At 72.5% G+C, this 21,010-nt stretch carries 22 protein-coding genes; 8 read left to right on the top strand and 14 right to left on the bottom strand.

Going from position 1 to position 21,010, the window contains the following annotated elements; all coding sequences use genetic code 11:
• Positions 1–99: 99 nt before the first annotated feature.
• The 8 genes from ACGGAQ_RS18680 to ACGGAQ_RS18645 form a co-directional block, all read right to left on the bottom strand.
• The gene (locus ACGGAQ_RS18680) at positions 100–1,284 is read right to left on the bottom strand and encodes an ABC transporter permease (RefSeq protein ID WP_354854513.1); all 1,185 of its coding nucleotides are present in this window, start codon (positions 1,282–1,284) and stop codon (positions 100–102) included.
• Positions 1,281–2,153, bottom strand: a complete 873-nt coding sequence (locus ACGGAQ_RS18675; protein WP_393050783.1) for an ABC transporter ATP-binding protein — start codon at positions 2,151–2,153, stop codon at positions 1,281–1,283. The genes ACGGAQ_RS18680 and ACGGAQ_RS18675 overlap by 4 nt, the downstream gene beginning before the upstream one ends.
• Positions 2,150–3,532 carry an efflux RND transporter periplasmic adaptor subunit gene (locus ACGGAQ_RS18670; protein WP_393050780.1) on the bottom strand — a complete coding sequence of 461 codons (1,383 nt, stop codon included), beginning with the start codon at positions 3,530–3,532 and terminating at the stop codon, positions 2,150–2,152. Before ACGGAQ_RS18670 ends, ACGGAQ_RS18675 begins: the two co-directional genes overlap by 4 nt.
• A gap of 174 nt (positions 3,533–3,706) precedes the next feature.
• Positions 3,707–4,042 (bottom strand): hypothetical protein, encoded by a 336-nt coding sequence (locus ACGGAQ_RS18665; RefSeq protein WP_393050777.1) that lies wholly within the window; start codon positions 4,040–4,042, stop codon positions 3,707–3,709.
• Between the two features lie 75 nt (positions 4,043–4,117).
• Positions 4,118–5,407 carry a hypothetical protein gene (locus ACGGAQ_RS18660; protein WP_393050774.1) on the bottom strand — a complete coding sequence of 430 codons (1,290 nt, stop codon included), beginning with the start codon at positions 5,405–5,407 and terminating at the stop codon, positions 4,118–4,120.
• Between the two features lie 62 nt (positions 5,408–5,469).
• Positions 5,470–6,045 carry a TetR/AcrR family transcriptional regulator gene (locus ACGGAQ_RS18655; protein ID WP_393050771.1) on the bottom strand — a complete coding sequence of 192 codons (576 nt, stop codon included), beginning with the start codon at positions 6,043–6,045 and terminating at the stop codon, positions 5,470–5,472.
• Positions 6,038–6,838: an alpha/beta fold hydrolase gene (locus ACGGAQ_RS18650; RefSeq protein ID WP_393050768.1), complete on the bottom strand. Its 801-nt coding sequence runs from the start codon at positions 6,836–6,838 to the stop codon at positions 6,038–6,040. Before ACGGAQ_RS18650 ends, ACGGAQ_RS18655 begins: the two co-directional genes overlap by 8 nt.
• Before the next feature lie 42 nt (positions 6,839–6,880).
• A complete protein-coding gene (locus ACGGAQ_RS18645; protein WP_393050765.1) occupies positions 6,881–7,801 on the bottom strand; it encodes a proline dehydrogenase family protein in 921 nt (306 codons plus the stop codon).
• On the opposite strand from ACGGAQ_RS18645, the gene ACGGAQ_RS18640 reads away from it, so the two are divergent.
• Genes ACGGAQ_RS18640 through ACGGAQ_RS18630 form a run of 3 tightly spaced genes read left to right on the top strand, consistent with a single transcriptional unit; the run spans position 7,800 to position 9,931 of the window.
• The gene (locus ACGGAQ_RS18640; RefSeq protein ID WP_393050763.1) at positions 7,800–8,156 is read left to right on the top strand and encodes a hypothetical protein; all 357 of its coding nucleotides are present in this window, start codon (positions 7,800–7,802) and stop codon (positions 8,154–8,156) included. The two genes, ACGGAQ_RS18645 and ACGGAQ_RS18640, sit on opposite strands and share 2 nt — an antisense overlap.
• Before the next feature lies 1 nt (position 8,157).
• Positions 8,158–9,324 carry a glutathionylspermidine synthase family protein gene (locus ACGGAQ_RS18635; RefSeq protein ID WP_393050760.1) on the top strand — a complete coding sequence of 389 codons (1,167 nt, stop codon included), beginning with the start codon at positions 8,158–8,160 and terminating at the stop codon, positions 9,322–9,324.
• Between the two features lie 19 nt (positions 9,325–9,343).
• Positions 9,344–9,931 carry a CGNR zinc finger domain-containing protein gene (locus tag ACGGAQ_RS18630; protein ID WP_234582354.1) on the top strand — a complete coding sequence of 196 codons (588 nt, stop codon included), beginning with the start codon at positions 9,344–9,346 and terminating at the stop codon, positions 9,929–9,931.
• Positions 9,932–9,949: 18 nt separating this feature from the next.
• Here the strand turns inward: ACGGAQ_RS18630 and ACGGAQ_RS18625 are convergent, their stop codons facing one another.
• Together ACGGAQ_RS18625 and ACGGAQ_RS18620 are read right to left on the bottom strand one after the other, a co-directional pair.
• Positions 9,950–10,756: a sugar phosphate isomerase/epimerase family protein gene (locus ACGGAQ_RS18625; RefSeq protein WP_393050757.1), complete on the bottom strand. Its 807-nt coding sequence runs from the start codon at positions 10,754–10,756 to the stop codon at positions 9,950–9,952.
• A gap of 76 nt (positions 10,757–10,832) precedes the next feature.
• Positions 10,833–11,777: a Ppx/GppA phosphatase family protein gene (locus tag ACGGAQ_RS18620; RefSeq protein WP_393050754.1), complete on the bottom strand. Its 945-nt coding sequence runs from the start codon at positions 11,775–11,777 to the stop codon at positions 10,833–10,835.
• 80 nt (positions 11,778–11,857) lie between these two features.
• On the opposite strand from ACGGAQ_RS18620, the gene ACGGAQ_RS18615 reads away from it, so the two are divergent.
• Positions 11,858–12,655: a hypothetical protein gene (locus tag ACGGAQ_RS18615; protein ID WP_393051119.1), complete on the top strand. Its 798-nt coding sequence runs from the start codon at positions 11,858–11,860 to the stop codon at positions 12,653–12,655.
• A gap of 85 nt (positions 12,656–12,740) precedes the next feature.
• Here the strand turns inward: ACGGAQ_RS18615 and ACGGAQ_RS18610 are convergent, their stop codons facing one another.
• Positions 12,741–13,319 carry a TetR/AcrR family transcriptional regulator gene (locus tag ACGGAQ_RS18610; protein WP_354854535.1) on the bottom strand — a complete coding sequence of 193 codons (579 nt, stop codon included), beginning with the start codon at positions 13,317–13,319 and terminating at the stop codon, positions 12,741–12,743.
• A gap of 412 nt (positions 13,320–13,731) precedes the next feature.
• On the opposite strand from ACGGAQ_RS18610, the gene ACGGAQ_RS18605 reads away from it, so the two are divergent.
• Positions 13,732–14,385, top strand: a complete 654-nt coding sequence (locus ACGGAQ_RS18605; protein ID WP_393050751.1) for an NADPH-dependent F420 reductase — start codon at positions 13,732–13,734, stop codon at positions 14,383–14,385.
• A gap of 61 nt (positions 14,386–14,446) precedes the next feature.
• Here the strand turns inward: ACGGAQ_RS18605 and ACGGAQ_RS18600 are convergent, their stop codons facing one another.
• Both ACGGAQ_RS18600 and ACGGAQ_RS18595 read right to left on the bottom strand, forming a co-directional pair.
• Entirely contained in the window at positions 14,447–15,130 is a 684-nt protein-coding gene (locus ACGGAQ_RS18600) for a response regulator transcription factor (protein ID WP_039906992.1), read from the bottom strand.
• 23 nt (positions 15,131–15,153) lie between these two features.
• The gene (locus ACGGAQ_RS18595) at positions 15,154–16,413 is read right to left on the bottom strand and encodes a sensor histidine kinase (RefSeq protein WP_393051116.1); all 1,260 of its coding nucleotides are present in this window, start codon (positions 16,411–16,413) and stop codon (positions 15,154–15,156) included.
• A 224-nt stretch (positions 16,414–16,637) separates the two neighbouring features.
• On the opposite strand from ACGGAQ_RS18595, the gene phoU reads away from it, so the two are divergent.
• A complete protein-coding gene (gene phoU, locus ACGGAQ_RS18590) occupies positions 16,638–17,291 on the top strand; it encodes a phosphate signaling complex protein PhoU (protein WP_393050747.1) in 654 nt (217 codons plus the stop codon).
• A 49-nt stretch (positions 17,292–17,340) separates the two neighbouring features.
• On the opposite strand, the gene ACGGAQ_RS18585 is transcribed toward phoU, so the two are convergent.
• Positions 17,341–18,108, bottom strand: a complete 768-nt coding sequence (locus ACGGAQ_RS18585; RefSeq protein WP_393050744.1) for a phosphoglyceromutase — start codon at positions 18,106–18,108, stop codon at positions 17,341–17,343.
• Between the two features lie 153 nt (positions 18,109–18,261).
• On the opposite strand from ACGGAQ_RS18585, the gene ACGGAQ_RS18580 reads away from it, so the two are divergent.
• Both ACGGAQ_RS18580 and ACGGAQ_RS18575 read left to right on the top strand, forming a co-directional pair.
• Entirely contained in the window at positions 18,262–19,545 is a 1,284-nt protein-coding gene (locus ACGGAQ_RS18580; protein WP_393050741.1) for an MDR family MFS transporter, read from the top strand.
• 117 nt (positions 19,546–19,662) lie between these two features.
• On the top strand, positions 19,663–20,952 hold the full coding sequence (locus ACGGAQ_RS18575; RefSeq protein ID WP_393050738.1) for an MFS transporter: 1,290 nt from the start codon (positions 19,663–19,665) through the stop codon (positions 20,950–20,952).
• Positions 20,953–21,010: the final 58 nt, after the last annotated feature.

The following is a 21,010-nucleotide window of genomic DNA, read 5'->3' as shown; positions in this document are numbered from 1 at the left end:
ACCGGCGCGATCCCTTCGTACAACTGATCATGCCTGGATCGTCGGTTCACCCATTCCAGCCTGCCGTTATCTCCCCGGCTGCGTCCGCCGTCCGGTTGCTCACTCGGCGCGCAGCGCCACCACCGGGTCGAGGCGGCCGGCGCGCTGCGCGGGTACCACCCCGAAGACGATCCCCACCGCCGCCGACACCCCGAAGGCCAGCGCCAACGACCACCAGGTGATCGCCGCCGGAATGGGTGACAACGCGTCCACCAGCAGGGCGGTGCCCACGCCCAGCGCCATCCCGGTCAACCCGCCGATCGTGGTGAGCAGCACCGCCTCCAGCAGGAACTGCACGCCGATGTCCCGGGGCCGGGCGCCGACGGCCTTGCGCAGCCCGATCTCCCGGGTCCGTTCCCGGACGCTGACCAGCATGATGTTGGAGACCCCGACGCCGCCGACGAGCAGCGAGATGCCGGCGATGGCGGCGAGCACGCCGGTGAGGACACCGAGGATGTCGCCGAGCACACCGAGGATCTGCTGCTGCGTGACCGCGCTGAACTCGGTGTCCGGGTGGCGGCGGTTCAGCTCGGCGACGATGCGCTCACCCAGCTCGTCGATGCGCTCCCGATCGGGCGCCTTCACCGCAATGCCGTCGACCCGCTGGGTGCCCCAGAGGCGCTGCGCCGCGGTGACCGGCACGTGCACCTCGTCGTCCCGGTCGACGCCGAGGCTCTGCCCAAGGGGCGCGAAGACGCCGATGACCCGGAACCGCACCCCGGCGAGGGTCACCTGCTGACCCAGGGGATCTCGGTCGGGAAACAACGCGCGGGCCACCGAGTCACCGAGGACAGCTACCCGCCGGCTGGTGTCCACGTCCGTGCCGGTGAGGTAGCGGCCCCGGGCCAGCGACCGGGTGAACACCGTCGGGGTGGTCTCCAGCACGCCCTGGACGGTGGTGAAGTCGGAGCGGGCGCCGGCCCGCGCGGTCGCTCCGGAGGCGACGGTGACCGCGACCCGATCGGGATCACCGACGACCCGAGAAACCGCGTCCACGTCCTTGAGCGTCAACGGCGACACGACCGGCGCGGTGCCCACCTCGATCTTGCCGGGAACGACCAGCAGCAGGTTGGAGCCGAGCCCTTCGACCTGCTGCTCCACCTTCTGCTTGGTGCCGGTGCCGATGGCGACCAGCAGCACCACCGAGGCCACCCCGATGATCACGCCGAGCATGGTGAGCGAGCTGCGCAGCCGGTTGGCCCGAAGCGCGTCCAGCGCGACCCGCCACGCCTCGGCGACCCTCACGCCGCACCGCCCTCGGGATCGTGCGGAAGGCGCCCGGTGGCTCCGGCGGCGCCACCAGAGCCACCGGACGGGTGCCCCGGGCCGCTTCCGGACACGGACCGGGGCTCCGCGCTGGGAGCGGGGACCAGTGTCTCAGGTCGACCGTGATCGACGGACAGCGGTCGATCATGAGGCGCGGTGGCGCTGTCCGCCACCACCACTCCGTCGCGCATGGTGATCCGGCGGGCGGCCCGAGCCGCCACCTCCTGGTCGTGGGTGACCATCACCAACGCCACCCCGGACTCCGCGTTCAACCGCTCCAGCAGCTCCAGGACCGCCGCGCCGGTCACACTGTCCAGGTTGCCCGTCGGCTCGTCGGCCAGCAGCACCGTCGGCTCGGTGACCAGGGCACGGGCGATGGCGACGCGCTGCTGCTCACCACCGGACATCTGGTTGGGCCGATGGTCCAGCCGGTGCCCGAGACCCACCCGGCCCAGCATGGCCGCCGCCCGCTCCCGGCGCTGCCGGGCCGACACACCCCGATAGACCAGGGGCAACGCCACGTTCTCCACCGCCGACGTACGCGGCAGCAGGTGGAACGCCTGGAAGACGAACCCGATCGTCTCGTTGCGCAGGGCGGCCATCTCCGGCGGGGAGAGGGCGTTGACGTCCCGCCCGCCGATCACCAACCGTCCACCGGTGGGTCGGTCGAGCCCGCCCAACAGGTGCATGAGCGTGGACTTGCCGGAGCCGGACGGCCCCACCAGCGCCACGTAGTCACCGGGCTGCACGGTCAGCGACACCCCGCGCAGTGCCTCCACCGACACCCCGTCCAGCTGGTACGTGCGCGACACGTCCACCGCCTCGATGGCCGGCGGGGTGTCGGTCACCGGACCTCCTGGCCGTCGCGCACCTGGTCGGTGCCGCGTACCACGATCCGGTCGCCGGGCTGCACGCCGTTGAGGATCTGCACCAGGTCGGACCCCTGGACGCCCACGGTCACCGGCGCCCGGTCGGCCTTGCCGTCGCGGACCACCCAGACCGCGTCCCGACCGTCGGCGGAGAACACCGCCGAGGCGGGGACGGTCACCGCGTCGGCGGCCTCGCGTACGCGCAGGTGCACGATCGCGTTCATGCCGGGGCGGGGCGTCGGGGCCGGGGCGTCCTCGGCCAGCTTCCCGGGACCCAACGTGAGGCGTACCCGATAGGTGACGCCGCCCTGCGCGGAGCTGGTGGGGAGCACGTCGACCGAGCGGACCGTGGCGTCGTAGCTGGCACCGGTGACGGCGTCCAGCTCGACGGCGGCGGTCACGCCGGGCTTGACCAGCAGCACGTCGGTCTCGTCCACGTCGGCGAGCAGCCCCAGCTGCCCGGTGTCCACGACGGTCAGCACCGGCGTGCCGGCGGTGACCTGACCGCCGACCGCGACGGCGTCGTCGACCCCGGCCGGCGGCCCGCCCTGGGCGGGGGCCAGCGCGGAGGGGTCGAGTCCGGGCCCACCGGCCTGCTCCAGCAGCCCGGCCAGGCCGGCGTTGGCGCCGCTGCCGGCCCGGGTGCCGCCGGGCTGCACCACCCCGGCGACCGGGGCGCGCAGGGTCAGGGCGTCGACTGTCGCCTTCGCCAGGTCGTACGCCTGCTGGGCCTGGAGCCGCTGCGCCGCGGAGAGCGAGCCGACGGCGGAGTTCAGCCCGCTGATCCCCCGCTGCACCGCGCGGACGGCCTGATCGGCGCTGCGCGCGGCGGCGGCGTACTGCCGCTGCGCGGACGTCACCTGGGTCAGCAGCGCGTCGCGCAGTTGCGGGTCGGCGATCTTCTCGGCGGCCTCGCGGGCGGCGTCGAACGCCTCGTCGGCGGCCTTGTCGGTGCCCCGCCGGCTGCTGCTCAGGTTGCCGGTGGAGACACCCCGGCCGGCGCGCTTGGCCGCGTCGAGCGCCTCCTTCGCCTGGCGCAGCCGGGCCTGAGCCGACGGGGATGCGACCACCGCGAGCACCTGGCCACGCTTCACCCGCTGTCCAGGTTGGACGCGCAGGCTGGCCAGGGTGCCGTCGGCGGGCGCGGTCAGGGTGGCGGCGGCCCGGGCGGTCACCGTCGCCGGAGCATCGATCACCTCGCTCACCGGGTTGCGGGCGGCCGAGGCGAGCGCGACCGGCGGCTGGTCGTCGCCGCAGGAGGCGGCGGTGGTGGCGGTGAGGACGGCGACGGCGGTCAGGGCGATGAGCAGGCGGGGCCGCGTGGCGCTTGCGGGCCGCGGCAACTGGGGGCGGCGCACCCATCGATCGTACGGCGCACCGTCGCGCCGACCGCGTCTCACCCGAAGCCGCCGCACCAGCCACGGCTTCGCCCGCTCGCCGAGATCTTGGACAGTTACCGTTCGAGCAGGACGGAAACTGTCCAAGATCTCGTTGTATCCGGGCCGGCGAAGGCGACGCGGCGGTAGGGCTCGTCAGGCTCGCGCCAGCCTGTCCCCCTTGTCGGTGTTGGCCCACCAGCAGCCATCGCCGAGCGGATCCCAGTCCAGCTGCTGACACTGGGCGACGACCCTGCGCACAAGCTCATGCCGCGCCCCTGGCCATGCCTGGAACCCACTGTGGCCGAGGTCGCCGGGGACCATGAGCCCTTCCTCGATCAGTCGTGCGATGAGGGCGGTCGCGACCTCCCGATGGTCGCCTCCGTCAGCAGCCACCGCCTCCCGGGCGGAGCCCGTGATGCGGGTCAGGGGGACCCAGTCAGCCAACCCCTCGTCCAGGAGTTCGTGAAGGAGAACGTCAGCGTTGGGCATGCGCCACATCCCTTCGGTAGGTCCCGAGCACACTCGCGGATCAGCGAATCGGTACCGGCGACGCGGGTGCGATGGTCAGGCGGCGGTCGCGCGGACGTACGCCACGCACTCGTCGTGCAACGTCGACCACTGCTCGCCGAACGCCTGCTCGGCGGCGGCGTCGGGGGTCTTGCGCTCGTGCACCACGGCCTTGAAGAAGGCGAGCAGCCGCTCCGGCCCGAACCGGTCGACGAGGTGGCGGACGGCGAGGTAGCCGACGCCGTAGCTGCCGCCGACCCGCTCGGCGGGCGCGTCGTCGGCGGGCGTGACGCCCTCCAGTCGGCCGTCCCAACCGCCCCGGACCAGCTTGCGCACCTCCGCGAGTCCCTCGTACCGGTCGACCGGCTGACCGCCCGAGCCGGCGAACTCGGCCAGCCCCTCGACGAGCCACCAGGTCGTCTTGCCCGGGTAACCGCGCTCCGGCAGCGAGGCGGCGTGGGTCAGCTCGTGCCGGAGCAGGTCGTCGGTTCCGCTGCTGGACAGCCCGTCGGCGTTGAGCACCACCTCGTGGTGGCCGCCGCCCACGGTCACCGCGTAGCCGCCGGTCCACTGTGGGCGTCCGCCGCCGTACCAGCGCTGCCACTCCGTCCGACCGGCGTAGAAGATCCGGTAGCGGTCGGGAGGCGAGCCGGTCACCGCGTACGTGTCGGCGACGGCGGCGGCCGCCTCCGCCTGGGTCAGCAGGCCGGGCAGCTTGCCGCGCAGCGCCGGCGTGGTGGCGACGATGGTCCGCGCGCCGACCGCCACGGCCAGCTCGCTGATCTCCCACGGTCGGGTGCCGGTCTCGGCGGACTTGGACTCCTCCAGGGCGACCAGTCGGGGCTGGTCGCCGTTCTCCCGCCAGCGGGTGCCGATCAGCACCGGGCTCGGTCGGCAGCCGGGCGCCACGAAGCAGTACTGGAAGCGCACCAACAGCCGCCACTCGCCCGCCCTGCCGACGACCGGTACGGGCAGGCCGCTCGGCTCGGCCCGCCACACGGTCACCTTCAGGGCGCGCAGTGCGGCGAAGCGATGGCGCAGGTCGGGATGCGCGGCGGGGTCGGCGACGGCGAGGAAGGCGGGCCGGTCGCCGCCGAGCAGCGCCGTGGACTGCCGCTGGAGCTGCGCGGTCATCCGGTCGGACAGGGCGCGGGCGACGGCGGTGGCCGGGTCGTCGGTCGCGGTGGCGCCGGCCCGGCTGACCGTGGCCCGGCCGCCGGCCTCGCGTACCGCACCGACGACCAACGCCGCCGGAAGGCCGCAGCCCAGCAGCAGGACCACCACGACGAGCACGGTCCACAGCGGCCAGAGCCGCCGCGGTGCTGGCTGCTGCACCCCGTCAGTCACCCGCCGAAGGGTACGACCAAAGACCGGATCGGGCGAGGCCGACCCGGGCCGATCGGACCGGTTCAGGCTCCGCGAGCCGGCCAGGAGCGGAATGCCACGTCCAGGCCGGCGACCAACTGGTGGTACGAGCGGTCGACCTCGCGCGGCAGGCCGAAGCCACCGGCGGCCTCCAGGGCGACGAAACCGTGCAGGGCGCTGCGCAGCGCCCGGGTCGCGTCCACCGCGTCGTCGCCGGTGAGCCCGTAGCCGCGCAGCACCGCGAATATGGCGCCGACCGCGCGTCCGCCCGCCTCGACGTGTTCCGGGTCGGACGGGTCGGGCACCCGCTGGGTGGCGGGGTAGCGCCCGGGGTGCCGGTGGGCGTAGGCGCGGTAGGCGTCCGCCATCGCCCGCAGCGCGTCCCCACCCGAGCGGCCGGCGGCCGCCGTGGTCAGCTCTGTGGCCAGCTCGGCGGTGGCCAGCGCGGCGAGCTTCTGGCTCAGCGCGTCCGCCCCGCGGATGTGCTTGTAGAGGCTGGGCAGCGCGACTCCGAGCCGGCTGGCGAGCGCGGCGAGGGTGAGCTGCTGGTAGCCGACCTCGTCGGCCAGCCGGGCGGCCTCCCGCACCACGGTCTGCTGGTTGAGCCCGGCCCTAGGCACCGGCACACACCGCCAGGAAACCCACCAGCTCGTCGGCGGTGGCCCGCGGCCGGTCGGCGTGCGGGTAGTGCCCGGCCTCCTCGATCATCCGGGCCTCGGCGACGCGGAAGAGCCGGCGGGCCGCGCGTGCCTCCGCGCCCGGGTCGGGGAAGTCCGGGTCCTTGGTGCCCATCAGCACCAGCACCGGTTGGCGCACCTGCGGCGCGCGGGCGGTCCAGTGCGGCTCGACCGGCGCGATCACGCCGCGGGTCGCGGCCATCCGGCCGGGCTCGCGCAGGTTGGCCACCATCGACCGGCGGTACGCCGCGTCGTCGGCCGGCCGGTGCACGGGGAAGAGCGTGTTGTGGAACATCCCGAACAGTCGGGGACTGCGCAGCACGGCTCCCATCGCCGCCCGCAGCAGCGGGTTGAGTTTCGGCTGACCGACGAACGCGCCGATCTGCACGATGCCGGAGACCAGCTCGGGCGCGTCGGTCGCGGCGAAGACCACCGCCGCGGCGGCGGACGAGCTGCCGACCAGCACGGCCGGCCCGGAGTCGAGGTCACGGACGACGGCCAGCAGGTCGGCGCCGACCTCCGCCGGGGCGTACGTGGGCCAGCCGACGCTGGACTCCCCGTGCCCGCGTACGTCGACCGAGGCGACCCGGTGACCGGCGGCCACGAGCAGCGGCACCAGGTGTCGGAAGCTCGCCCTGTTCTCGCCCATGCCGTGCGCGAGGACGACCAGCGGGCCGTCGCCGTGCACCTCGTACGCGATGTGTCCGCCGTCCCGCCGCACCTGGCTAACTGTCATAGCTTTAAGCTAATCCAATTAGCCAAGCGCGTCAAGCGGTGACTACTTCTTCGAGATCAGGGCGCGGCCGAAGAAGACCAGGTTCGCCGGGCGCTCGGCGAGCCGACGCATCAGGTAGCCGTACCACTCGTCGCCGTACGGGACGTAGGTGCGCACCGTGTAGCCCTCGCCGGCCAGCCGGGCCTGCTCCTCGGGGCGGATGCCGTAGAGCATCTGGAACTCGAAGCGCTCCGGCCCCCGGTCGAACCAGCGGGCCCGGTCCTCGCCGATCGCGATCATCCGCGGATCGTGGGTCGCCAGCATCGGGTAACCGTCACCGGACATCAGGATGTTCATGCAGCGGACGTAGGACTTGTCCACCTCGCGGGCCGACTGGTACGCCACCGACTCCGGCTCCCGGTACGCGCCCTTGCACAGACGCACCCGCGACCCGGCGGAGGACAACTCCCGGCAGTCCGACTCGGTACGGCGCAGGTACGCCTGGAGCACCGCGCCTGTCGACGGGAAGTCCTTGCGCAGCTTGGCCAGCACCTCCAACGTCGAGTCGGTGGTGGTGTGGTCCTCCATGTCCAGGGTGACAGTGGTGCCCGCGGCGTCGGCGGCCGCGCAGATCGCCCGCACGTTGTCGTACGCCAACTGCTCGTCGAACATCTGGCCGAGCGCGGAGAGCTTCACGCTCACCTCGGCGGCCGGGGTGAGCCCGGCGGCGGCGAGCATCTTCAGCAGCTTCAGATACTCGTCCCGGGTGGCCGTGGCCTGCTCGGGGGTGACGGTGTCCTCGCCCAGATGGTCGAGGGTGACGGCCAGACCGTCGTCGACGAGCCCGCGGGTCGCGCGCAACGCGTCGTCGGTGGCGGCGCCGGCGACGAACCGGCGAACGACGTCCCGGGTGTACGGGGCGGTCGCGACGAGCCGCTCGACCTGGGATGACCGGGAGGCGGCGAGGATGACGGAACGGAGCATGAGCCGAGCGTATCGCCCCTGCCAGGACCCCCGCCGAGGGGCGGCCGGGGCTGCGGTGCTGGCGTCGATCGACTACAACGATGCCGTGGACCAACGCCCCCGCCGCCGGCTCCGGTCGGCCTCCGTGCAGCTCGGCGCGCTCACCGCTCTCGCGCTCGCCCTCTCCGGCTGCAACATGACCTCGGACGACGACGATGACGACTGCGCCCTCGGGCCGGTCGGCGGCGGTGACACGGTCGCGCTGGCGATGCGGGTCCCCGCGCCGGTCGTGGGACGCGCCGCCGGGGAGCCGACGACGGCCGCCCTGCCCGAGCGCGGCGGGTTCGGCACCCACCTCGCCTCCTGCGGCGGCTGACGTGCGCCGCGAGTCCGTGCCGCCCCGACCCGACTGGGACGCCACCATCCGCGCGCAGGGGCTGGTGTACGTCGACACCGAGCTGCCCGACGGCGGGATCATGTCGTACTGGGACGAGACCGCCGCGTACGCCTTCGACCTCGATGAGGTGCTGCGGCTGGAGGAGGCCACGGAGGAGCTGCACCGGATGTCGGTGGCCGCCGCCGAGCACGTGGTGGCGCAGCGCCGGTACGCCGAGTTCGGCATCCCCGCCTGGGCGGCCGACGCGGTGGCCCGGTCGCTGCGCGAGGCGCCACCCACCCTCTACGGGCGCTTCGACCTGGCGTACGACGGCACCTGGCCGCCGAAGATGCTGGAGTACAACGCGGACACGCCGACGGCGCTGGTCGAGGCGAGCATCATCCAGTGGTACTGGCTGGAGCAGACCCACCCCGAGCTGGACCAGTGGAACAGCCTGCACGAGCGGCTGGTCGGCGCCTGGGCCAAGATCGGCGCCGGGCTGCACGACCCGCGGGTGCACGTGCTCTGGTCCAACGAGGAGGAGTCGGGCGAGGACCACATGACCGCCGGCTACCTCGCCGAGACCGCCCGACAGGCCGGCCTCGACGTCGAGCTGCAACCCATCCAGGAGATCGGCTGGGACGGCCGGCGCTTCGTCGACGCCGCCGACCGACCGGTGACCACCTGCTTCAAGCTCTACCCGTGGGAGTGGATGCTGGCCGAGCCGTACGGGCCGCCCGCGCTGGCCCCGGGCACCCCGACCACCTGGATCGAACCGGCGTGGAAGTTGCTGCTGTCCAACAAGGCGCTGCTCGCGATCCTCTGGGAGCTGTACCCCGACCACGAGTACCTGCTCCCGGCGTACCTCGACTCGCCGCGCGGCATGCCCGAGTACGTGGCCAAGCCGCTGCTCGGCCGGGAGGGCGGCTCGGTACGCATCGTGACCGCCGAGCAGGAGATCACCAACCCGGGAATCTACGGCGACGAGGGCTGGTGCTACCAGGAGTTCCGGGCGCTGCCGCAGTTCGCCGGCAACCGGGTGGTGCTGGGCAGCTGGATCGTCGACGGCGAGTCGGCCGGGGTGGGGGTGCGGGAGAGCGCGAGTCTGATCACCGACGGCTACGCGCGGTTCCTCCCGCACTACATCGACGCGCCGCGCACCCCGTGAGTCGTCTACCGTTGGGGGCGTGAACTTCGACGCGTACGCCCGGACCGGCGTTGACCTGGTCAACGCCCGCCTGGACGACCTCGACGACCTGCGGGCCCTCTTCCCCGACGACAACGCCTGGATGCGCGACGAGGTCGCCGACCGCGACGTCGCGATTTTCCGGCGGGCACAGAAGCGGCTCCGCGACGTCTTCGAGTACGGCACCTCGGGCCGCGACGCCCAGGCGGTGACCGAGCTGAACGCGCTGCTCGAGGCGTTCCCGGTCCAGCCGCGCATCTCCGGGCACGACTCCAGCGACTGGCACATGCACGTGACCAGCCGGGGCGCGTCGGTCAGCGCCGAATACCTGGCCGGCGCGGTCTGGGGGCTGTCGGTCTGGCTCTGCGAGTACGGCAGCGCCCGCTTCGGGGTCTGCGCCGACGAGCGGTGCGGCAACGTCTACCTGGACACGTCGTCCAACTGCTGCCGGCGGTTCTGCTCCGAGCGCTGCGCCACCCGCTCGCACGTGGCGGCACACCGGGCCCGCAAGCGGGCCGCCATCGGGGAGCAGCTGCCGGTCGCCCCGCAGCCGACCTCGACCACCGAGTCGCTGACCCCGGTCAGCTGACGCCGGGCCCCGCCGGGGTCAGACGTCGACAGGTGACTGGGCGGGCAGGTGCTGGCGGGCGAACTCCAGCGCGGCGCGCAGGTCCGCCTCGCGCACCGCGCGACTCTTCGCGCCCCGGGTCGCCACCTCGACGGCCACCGCGCCGGTGAAGCCCCGCGCCGCCAGCGAGGAGAGCAGCTCCCCGCAGGGCTGGGTCCCGCGCCCGGGCACCAGATGCTCGTCGCGGCCCTCGCCGGTGCCGTCGCCGAGGTGCACGTGGGCAAGGCCCGCGCCCATCCGGTCGGCCATGTCGAGGGGGTCGCTGTGCGAGGCCGCGCAGTGCGACAGATCCAGGGTGTACGACGGGTAGCCGGTGTCGGTGGGATCCCACCCGGGGACGTACGGGACGAACTGCCGGCCGGCCATCCGCACCGGGTACATGTTCTCCACCGCGAAGCGCAGCCCGTTGAACCGGTCCGCGACCGTGGCCAACCCCTCGGCGAAGTTGCGCGCGTAGTCCCGCTGCCAGGAGAACGGCGGATGCACCACGACCGTCGGCGCTCCCAGCGTCTCGGCCAGCTCGGCGGCCCTGCGCAGCCGCTCCCACGGGTCGGGGCTCCACACCCGCTGGGTGACCAGCAGGCAGGGCGCGTGCACCGACAGCACCGGGACGCCGTAGTGCGCCGACAGGCCGCGCAGCGCGCCCGCGTCCTGGCTGACCACGTCGGTCCAGACCATCACCTCGACGCCGTCGTAGCCGAGCGCCGCGGCCAGTTGGAACGCCGCCGCGGTCGGCTCGGGGAAGACCGAGGAGCTGGACAGGAGCACCGGAACGCGGGAAGTCACATCAGCCAGCGTAGCTTGGCTGTCGTGGGGCCATCAGGACGAGCACTGGCAAACCACTCGTAACCCGGCACCCCGGTCAGATCGGCTCGAGTTGATCGAGTCGGCGGAGGATGACCCCCTCCCGCAGGGCCCACGGGCAGATGTCCAGCGTGTCCAGGTCGAGCCTGCGCATCACCGCCTCGGCAACCACCGCGCCGGCCAGCAGCTGGTGGGCCCGGCCCGCGCTGACCCCCTCCAGCTCCACCAACTGGGTGGGCGGAATGTGCCGGATGAAGCCGATGACCTGCCGCAGACCTTCACGGGTCAGGCTGCGCCGCGCCCAGAGCCCAGCCCCGGACGGCGCCGCGCCGGCCAGTCGCGCCAGGGTGCGGAACGTCTTCGAGGTGGCCACCGCCCGACCCCAGCCCACCTCGGTCAACTGGTCGACCACCTTGTCCAGCCGGCCGTCCACGTACTCCCGCAGCTTGTCGACGGCCTCGGCGGACGGCGGCGTCGCGCTGTCCGGGTCGACCCGCAGCCGCTCCCGGGTCAGGCGGCCGGCGCCGAGCGGCAGCGAGATCGCGACGTCCGGGTCCTCGTCGATCCCCGCGGCGATCTCCAGGGAGCCGCCACCGATGTCGAGCACCAGCAGGCGCCCCGCCGACCAGCCGAACCAGCGCCGCACCGCCAGGAAGGTCATCCGCGCCTCGTCCGCGCCGGAGAGCACCTCCAGGCGTACGCCGGTCTCGTCGCGGACCCGGGCGAGCACGTCGGCCGCGTTGGTGGCGTCACGAACGGCGGACGTGGCGAACGCGATCAGGTCGTCTGCCTCCAGCCCGGCGGCCGCCGCCTTGGCCATGCCGACCGCCTTGACCAGGCTGTCCGAGCCGGCCTCGGTCAACGCGCCGTCCGGGCCAATCTGCTCAGCGAGACGCAGGACGACCTTCTCCGAGTGCGCGGGCCAGGGGTGCGCGCCATGATGCGCGTCGACCACCAGCAGGTGCACCGTGTTGGATCCGACGTCGAGGACACCCAGTCGCATGGTGAAGACACTAGGTGCAACACGTTCGTGCGGCTCGTCGGCCCTGGGACGTCACCGCGCGTACGCTGGTCCGAGTGACGATGGAGCTCCGCGTGCTGGTGGACGATCCGGGCGACCCGCGCAGCCGCGAGGTGCCGCTGGACTTTCCCCGGGAGTGGATCGAGTTCGCCGACCCGGCGGACGAGACCCACCTGATCCGGGCCGACCTGACCTGGCTGCTCTCCCGCTGGACCTGCATCTTCGGTCGGGGTTGCCACGGCATCATCGCCGGCCGGTCCGCCGACGGCTGCTGCTCGCACGGGGCGTTCTTCACCGACTCGGACGACGAGAAGCGTGTCCGCAGCGCCGTCAAACGGCTCACCCCGTCGACCTGGCAGCACTTCCGGCGCGGTTTCAAGAACTGGACCGACGAGGACACGATCGACGGCAAGAACCCGGCCCGCCGCACCGCCACCCGAGGGCCCGACGAGCCGTGCGTCTTCCTCAACGACGCCGACTTCACCGGCGGCGGCGGTTGCGCGCTGCACGCCCAGGCGCTGCGCGACGGGGTGCACCCGCTGGAATACAAGCCGGACGTCTGCTGGCAACTGCCGATCCGGCGGGACCAGGACTGGGTCAAGCGACCCGACAACTCCAAGGTGCTCGTCTCCACGCTGTCCGAGTTCGACCGGCGCGGCTGGGGCGCCGGCGGGCACGATCTGGACTGGTGGTGCACGTCCTCGACGGACGCCCACGTGGGCGCCGAGCCGATGTACCTGTCGTACGGGCCCGAGCTGACCGCGCTGATCGGCGCCGCCGCGTACGAGCGGCTGGCCGAGCTGTGCGCGGCCCGGGTGCAGCAGGGCCTGGTCGCCCCGCACCCCGCCGACAATCTCTAACCGATCAGCGTGGCGGAGAGCCGTCTGACCGAGGTGGCCGACATCGCGGCGGCGCTGCGCAAGCTGTTCTGAGCGGAGCGCCTCGTCAGCGCAACGCCGCATCGACGAGCGTGCGGGCGCTGCGCCGGGCCGCGTCGGCGATCACCGGATCGCCGTCCAGCACGCCGCTGGCGAGCCCGCCGTCGAGCAGCAGGGTGAGCTGCCGGGCGAGCAACTCCGGGTCGGCCGCGCCGGCCTGCCGGGCCAGCTCCGTCACCCAGGCCCGGACCACGGTCTTGTGCTCGACCGTCCGGGCGTGCACCGGGCCGCCGGCCGGTGACTCGGCGGCCGTGTTGATGAACGCGCAACCGTGGTAGCCGTCCCGCCGGCAGGCGCCGGCGAGCGCGTCGAACATCCCGACCAACTGGTCGCGCGGCTCGTCGCCGGCGTCCCGGGCGGCGGCGCGCAGCGCACCGAACCACGCCTGGTCGACCCGGTCGAGGTACGCCAGCACCAGGTCGTCCTTACGCGGGAAGTGCTTGTAGAGCGTCGCCTTGGCCACGCCCGACTCGGCGATGACCGTGTCCACCCCGACGCCGCGCGGGCCGTGGGCGTAGAAGAGCCGGAACGCGGTCTCCAGGATCCGGTCCCGGGCCGAGCCGGCCGGCGTGCGGTGGGCAGGCATCGGCACTCCCTCGACGTGCTGGTGGCGGGCCGATTCTACAGACAGCTCCGTCTGCTGCCGCGCGTCGTCCCCGTCGCGAGCGCTGATGGTGTCTCCTACTCCTGTCGAGCTGCCCCAGATATGGGGCTGAGTCGCTGGGGCTGAGCCGCTGAGGCTGAGTCGCTGAGGCTGAGTCGCTCGGGCTGAGTCGCTCGGGCTGAGTCGCTCGGGCTGAGCCACTGGCACCGCAGGCTGAGCCAGTGGCACCGCACCTTGCCCGCCCCGGCCGCCGCCCCATTTCTGGGGCAGCTCGACACGCTACGAGGGACACGTGCCCTGCCGCCTTCCCGTGGGCAGCGATAGACAGACCTGTCTGTTAGCCTACCGGGAATCGGCGCGACGCCACCGCGCCCCGAGTGGAGGATCGATCGACATGCACATCGCAGTTCTCGGCACCGGCTCGGTCGGCAGGACCATCGGCGCTCGCGCGGCGGAGCTGGGCCACCAGGTCGTCATCGGCACCCGGGACGTCGCGGCGACCCGGGCCGGGGCGTTCGCCGCCTGGGCCGCCGAGCACCCCGGGGTCGGCCTGGAGACCCTGGCCGTGGCAGCAGCCGACGCCGAACTGGTGGTCAACGCCACCAGTGGCACCGGGTCCCTGCCGGCGCTCACGGCGGCGGGCGCGGCGAATCTGGCCGGCAAGGTCCTGCTCGACATCGCCAACCCGCTCGACTTCAGCGCAGGCTTCCCACCCACCCTGACGGTGCCGGACACCGACTCCCTCGCCGAGCAGATCCAGCGGGAGTTCCCGCAGGCCAGGGTGGTCAAGTCTCTCAACACGCTGACCGCCGAGCTGATGGTGCGCCCGCGCCAGCTCGCCGACGGCGCGCACACCGTGTTCGTCTCCGGCGACGACGCGGAGGCCAAGCGGATCGTCACCGGGCTGCTCGTCAGCTTCGGGCACACCGACGTGATCGACCTCGGTGACCTCTCCACCGCCCGGGGCACCGAGATGCTGATGCCGCTCTGGTTGCGGCTCTACGGCCGGCTCGACACCGCCACCTTCAACATCAAGGTCGTCCGCTGAGCGGACCCGGACAGCCCGAAGGGGGCCCACGCCGAGCGTGGGCCCCCTTCGGGTCGGCCGATCACGGCTCGAACTTGTACCCCAGGCCCCGCACCGTGACGATGAAGCGCGGCGCCGACGGCTCCGGCTCGATCTTGGAGCGCAGCCGCTTGACGTGCACGTCCAGCGTCTTGGTGTCGCCGACGTAGTCGGCGCCCCAGACCCGGTCGATGAGCTGACCGCGGGTCAGCACCCGGCCCGCGTTGCGCAGCAGCAGCTCCAGCAGCTCGAACTCCTTGAGCGGCAGCTGCACGGCCCCACCCTCGACGGTCACCACGTGCCGCTCGATGTCCATCCGGACCGGGCCGGCGGCCAGCGTCGGGGCGCCCGCCTCGGCCACCTCCGGGCTCTGCCGGCGCAGCACCGCGCGGATCCGCGCGACCAGTTCCCGGGGAGAGTACGGCTTGGTGACGTAGTCGTCGGCGCCGATCTCCAGGCCGACCACCTTGTCGATCTCGCTGTCCCGCGCGGTGACCATGATGATCGGCACGGCCGAGCGCTGCCGGAGCTGCCGGCACACCTCGGTCCCCGACATCTCGGGCAACATCAGGTCGAGCAGCACGATGTCGGCGCCGGTTCGGTCGAACTCGGTGAGGGCGTCGGTGCCGGTCGCGGCGACCGAGACCTCGAAGCCCTCCTTACGGAGCATGTACGACAGGGCGTCGGAGAACGACTCCTCGTCCTCGACCACCAGAACGCGGCTCAACGGGGATTTCCTTTCCATTGCTGTCAGACCTGCCGAAGCTCGGCCGGACCGGCCTCGATCCCAACCGGCGGCAGTGTCGCCAGCAGGTCGTCCGGTGGGCTGGCGGGCAACCGTAGGGTGAACGTCGATCCACCCCCAAGAGTGCTCGACACCTCCACCCGACCGCCATGGTTGCTCGCGATGTGTTTCACGATGGCCAGGCCGAGCCCGGTGCCACCGGTGGAGCGCGAGCGGGCCTGGTCGGCCCGGTAGAACCGCTCGAAGATCCGGTCCACGTCCGTCGGGGCGATGCCGATGCCCTGGTCAGCGACCGCGACCTCGACATGTTCGCCGTTACCGCGCAGGGTGACCCGCACCGTGGTGTCCTCGCCCGAGTAGTTGATGGCGTTCTCCACCAGGTTCGCCACCGCCGTGGCGAGCTGACTGTCGCTGCCGTACGCCGTGAGACCCCGCTCGCCGTCGACCGTCACCTCGACCCCCCGGGCGGCGGCCGTGGTGCGGGTGCGGTCGACCACCTCGGCGATCACCCAGTCGAGCGCGACGGGCTCCGGTGGCGGCTGCGGCTCGGCGCCCTGGAGCCGGGTCAGCTCCAGCAACTCCTGCACCAGCCGGCCCAGCCGGGTCGACTCGTGCTGGATCCGTTCGGCGAACCGGCGGGCGGCGACCAGGTCCTCGGAGAGGTCGGGCACCGCGGCGTCGGCCGGCTCGGTGGCGTCCAGCAGCGCCTCGGCGAGCAGTTGGAGCGCGCCGATCGGTGTCTTGAGCTCGTGGCTCACGTTCGCCACGAAGTCACGTCGGACCCGGGTCAGCCGGTGCGACTCGGTCACGTCGACCGCCTCCACGGCGATGAAGCCGTTCCCGAGACCCATGGCCCGCAGGTGCACGCCCAGCGGGTTCTCCCCCGCGCTGTCGCGACCCCGCGGCAGGTCCAGCTCGATCTCGCGCCGCACGCCGGTGCGCCGCACCTGGCCTGCGAGCGTACGGATCAACGGGTGCGCGGCGATCGAGCCCGGGGTGCTGCCGGTACGCAGCAGACCCATCGCGCGGGCGGCCGGATTGATCAGCACGGGGACGTCGTCGTTGTCCAGTACCACGACACCGGCCCGGAGCGAATCGATCGTCCGGCGGCCGAGCCCGGCCTGCTGCTCGTCGGCTATCGCGGGCCTCCCCCTGCTCCAGCGGGAGCTCGCGCTGCCCGTCGACGTGGAGCGGCCGCGCGCCGGCAGGAACCGGGGCAGCAGAAGGCCGACGACCAGTCCGGCCGCCAACGCCACGGCCACCACGACCGTCACCGCCCACTCCACCCGGCGATCGTAGGGTCATTGTTAACCTGGCTACCACACAGAACGGGACGAACCACCCGCACTTCCGGAAGTGTTCACCCCCACGTCTGGCGTCGTTCACCGAGGTTCATCCGGGATCCGTCCACGCGCCCTACCGTTGGCGTCGCACCTGCTCAACCCCTGCGCCGGCACCCGTCGGCGGCGACCGACCACAGGACGTGATGATGCGCGACGAGTTCCGGGCCGACCTCCAGATCGTCAGCCAACTGCTGGTGGACATGGCGGAGGGCGTCCGCGCTGCCATGCGCCAGGCCACCCGGGCCCTGCTCACCGCCGACCGGCAGGCCGCCGAGACGGTCATCGAGCGGGACGCCGAGATCGACGACCTCTACCGGCATGTCGAGGAGCGGGTGTGTGACCTGCTCGCCCGGCAGGCGCCGGTCGCCTCCGACCTGCGTGCCATGATCACCGCGCTGCACGTGGCCGCCGACCTGGAGCGAATGGGTGACCTGGCCGACCACGTGGCGAAGACGGCGCTGCGCCGGCACCCCTCGCCCGCCGTACCGGCCGAGCTGCGGACGATCTTCACTGAGATGTCCGACATCGCCGACCGGATGGCGGCGAAGATCGGTTCGGTGCTGGCCAAGCCCGACGTCGACCTGGCCGGCGAGTTGGACCGGGACGACGACGCCATGGACGAGCTGCACAAGAGCCTGTTCTCGGTGCTGCTCGGCGACGACTGGCCGTACGGGGTGGAGACCGCCATCGACGCCACCCTGCTGGGCCGCTTCTACGAGCGCTTCGCCGACCACGCGGTCAACGCCGGCGAGCACGTGATCTACCTGATCACCGGGGAGAGCACGCCAACCGGCAACTGACACATGCCAGAAAGGGGCCCCCGCGTCGCGGAGGCCCCTTTCTCTGCTCTCAGCGGCCCTGGTTGGCGACCGCGGCGGCGGCTGCCTTCGCCGCCGTCGGGTCGAGGTAGGTGCCGCCCAGGGTGAGCGGGCGCAGCTGCGGGTCGAGGTCGTAGCGCAGCGGAATGCCGGTCGGGATGTTCAGCTTGGCGATCGCCTCGTCGGAGATCTGGTCGAGGTGCTTCACCAGGGCACGCAGCGAGTTGCCGTGCGCGGCCACCAGCACCGTCCGGCCGGCCAGGATGTCCGGCACGATCGAGTCGTACCAGTAGGGCAGCATCCGCTCGACGACGTCCTTGAGGCACTCGGTACGCGGCATCAGCTCGGTCGGCAGCAGCGCGTAGCGCGGGTCGCCCACCTGCGACCACTCGTCGTCGTCCGCAATCGGCGGCGGCGGGGTGTCGTACGACCGGCGCCAGAGCATGAACTGCTGCTCGCCGTACTCGTCGAGGGTCTGCTTCTTGTCCTTGCCCTGTAGGGCGCCGTAGTGCCGCTCGTTGAGCCGCCACGACCGGCGCACCGCGATCCAGTGCCGGTCGGCGGCGTTCAGCGCCAACTCGGCGGTGCGGATCGCCCGGCGCATCACGCTGGTGTGGACGACGTCCGGCAGCAGGCTGTGCTCGCGCAGCAGCTCGCCGCCGCGCCGCGCCTCGCCCTCGCCCTTCTCGGTCAGGTCGACGTCCACCCAGCCGGTGAAGAGGTTCTTGGCGTTCCAGTCACTCTCGCCGTGCCGCAGCAGGACCAGCGTCCCGACGGTGGGCCCCTCGCTCGCAGTCATGCGGATCATCCTGCCTCAACCCCGCACCGGACACGCGGGCACCCGTCGTGACGACCACCACGTGATAAAGCGGATGACCTGTGAATCCGATCGCTACTAGGGTTGTAAGGCGCTGTAGTCACATCGGTCATTACTTGCAAGCGGGGGCACTACGTGCGGACGATGCGGAGCTGGTTCCGGGACACCACCGGCGGGCTGCCGGCCACCTTCTGGTACCTGTGGTCGGGCACTCTGATCAACCGACTCGGCTCGTTCGTGCTCGTCTTCCTCGCCATCTACCTGACCCAGGAACGGGGCTTCTCCCCCTCCCAGGCCGGCCTGGTGCTCGGCCTCTGGGGTGTCGGCGGCGCGGTCGGCACCACCGCCGGCGGCACCCTGGCCGATCGGTGGGGCCGCCGGCCGACGCTGCTCACCGCGCATGTCGGCGCGGCGGCCATGATGCTCGCCCTCGGCCTGGCCCGTGACCTCTGGGCGGTGGCGCTGGGTGCGCTGCTGCTCGGCATGTTCGCCGAGGCGGCCCGGCCGGCGTTCGGGGCCATGATGATCGACGTGGTGCCGGCCAAGGACCGGCTGCGCGCGTTCTCGCTCAACTACTGGGCGATCAACCTGGGCTTCGCCTGCGCCGCCATCCTCGCCGGTCTCGCCGCGCAGGCCGACTACCTGCTGCTGTTCGTGGTCGACGCGGGCACGATGCTGATCACCGCGTTGATCATCTTCGCCCGGGTGCCGGAGACCCGGCACGGCGGATTCACCGTCGCGGCGACCACGGCCCCGCGCGGCGCCCTGCGCACCATCCTCAGCGACCGGATCTACCTCGGCTTCGTGGCTCTGAACCTGTTCGCCGCGATGGTCTTCCTCCAGCACATCTCGATGCTGCCGATCGCCATGGGTGACTCCGGCCTGAGCCCGGCCACCTACGGTTCGGTGATCGCGCTCAACGGCCTGCTCATCGTCGTCGGCCAGCTCTTCGTGCCCCGACTGATCCGGGGTCGGAACCGCTCGCAGGTGCTCGCCCTCGCCGCCGTGGTGATGGGCGTCGGGTTCGGGCTTACCGCGTTCGCCGGCAGCGCCTGGTTCTACGGGCTGACGGTGCTGATCTGGACGGTCGGCGAGATGCTGAACTCGCCGTCCAACTCCACGCTGATCGCCGAACTCTCCCCGGCCGAGCTGCGCGGTCGCTACCAGGGTGTCTTCGGGCTCTCCTGGCAGATCGCCGGGGCGAGCGCGCCGATCCTCGGCGGCCTGGTGCGGGAGCACGTCGGCAATGCGGCGCTCTGGTTCGGCTGCGCCGTGATCGGCGTACTGACGGCGGTGGCCCACCTCGCGTCCGGTCCGGCCCGGGAGCGGCGTGCCGTCGCGCTGCGCCACGCCGCCGACGCGTCCGCACCGGTCGGCACCCGCGCTACGGCGTCGCAGCCCGCCGAGGCGGCAGCCTGAGCCCGGTGTGACCGCTGAGACGAACGGCTCATGATCAGGAACCCGACTGGCGCAACCCGGCCCGACTTCCTACCGTCCAGGAGAAACGGTTAAGAAACCGAACTGTCGGGAGGTCGGATGCACGCCCTGCGGCGCTGGTGGCACGACACCGCGGGCGGCCTACCCGCCACCTTCTGGTACCTCTGGGCGGGTTTGCTGATCAACCGCGCCGGCGCGTTCGCCATGCTCTTCCTGTCGCTCTACCTCACCGACGCCCGGGGAGCCAGCGAATCGGTGGCCGGCACCGTGGTCGGGGCGTACGGGGCTGGCGGGGCGGCCGGCGCGCTGCTCGGCGGGGTGATGGCCGACCGGTGGGGTCGCCGGGCAACCCTGCTCGCCGCCCACCTGGCCACCGCCGTCCTGATGGTGGCGCTGGCCTTCAGCCGCCCCCTGCTGCTGATCGCGGCGCTTTCCGCGCTGGTCGGCGTGGTGCACTCGATGCCCAGCCCCGCCTTCGTGGCGGCGATCGTCGACGTGGTGCCCGCGCAGCGCCGCTCACGCGCGTTCAACCTCCAGTTCTGGGCGTTCAACCTGGGCATGGCCGTCGCGTCGCTGCTCGCCGGCGTGCTGGCCGAGGCGAGCTTCACCGCGCTGTTCCTGGTCGACGCCGGCGCCACGCTGACCGCCGCCGCCGTCATCGCCTGGAAGGTGCCGGAGACGCTGCGACGGGCCGGCCCGACCGCACCCCTCCCGCCCGCCGGCCAGCCGGGGGCCGACCGCTCCCGTCGACAGGGGCTGCACACCGCGCTCACCGACCGGAACTTCCTGATCTTCGTCGGGCTCACCTTCGTGCTGGCCGTCCTCACCCTGCAGACCTCGACGATCATGCCGCTGGCGATGCGCGCCGACGGTCTGGGACCGTCCGCGTACGGGACGGTGGTGGCACTCGGGGGCGCGCTGATCGTGCTGGGGCAACTGTTCGTGCCCCGGCTGATCGACCGGCACCGCAAGGACGTCGTGCTGGCCATCTCCACGGCCCTGCTGGCGGTCGGCTTCGGCGTGCTCGCCGTCGCCGACCACCTGGGCGTCTACCTCGGTGCGGCGGTGGTCTGGACGGTCGGCTCGATGCTCGCCGCGCCGCCCAACGCGCAGATCAACGCGGATCTGGCACCGCCGCAACTGCGCGCCCGGTACCAGTCGGTCTTCTACCTGACGTTCCCGGCTGCGGCGTTCGTCGCACCCACTCTGGGCGGGGTGAGCCTGCAACACCTCGGTGACCGGCACTGGCTGATCGTGGGCGGGCTGGGCCTGCTGGCCGCGCTCGGGCACCTGCTGGCCGGGCCGCCCCGTGAGCGGCACGTCGACGCGTTGCGCCGGGCCGTCGACCGGGAGCCGGCGCCGCGCGGGGACCGCGTCCAGACGGGCTGACCGTACGACGGCAAAGCGCCCACCATGTCCCGAAGGTCATGGTGGGCGCTCGCCGGTG

The sequence above is a fragment of the Micromonospora sp. NPDC047557 genome (assembly GCF_043205095.1).
In the GTDB taxonomy this organism is placed as follows: domain Bacteria; phylum Actinomycetota; class Actinomycetes; order Mycobacteriales; family Micromonosporaceae; genus Micromonospora.
Note: the sequence above shows the minus strand (reverse complement) of the source record. Positions and strands in the feature narration are given on the sequence as shown.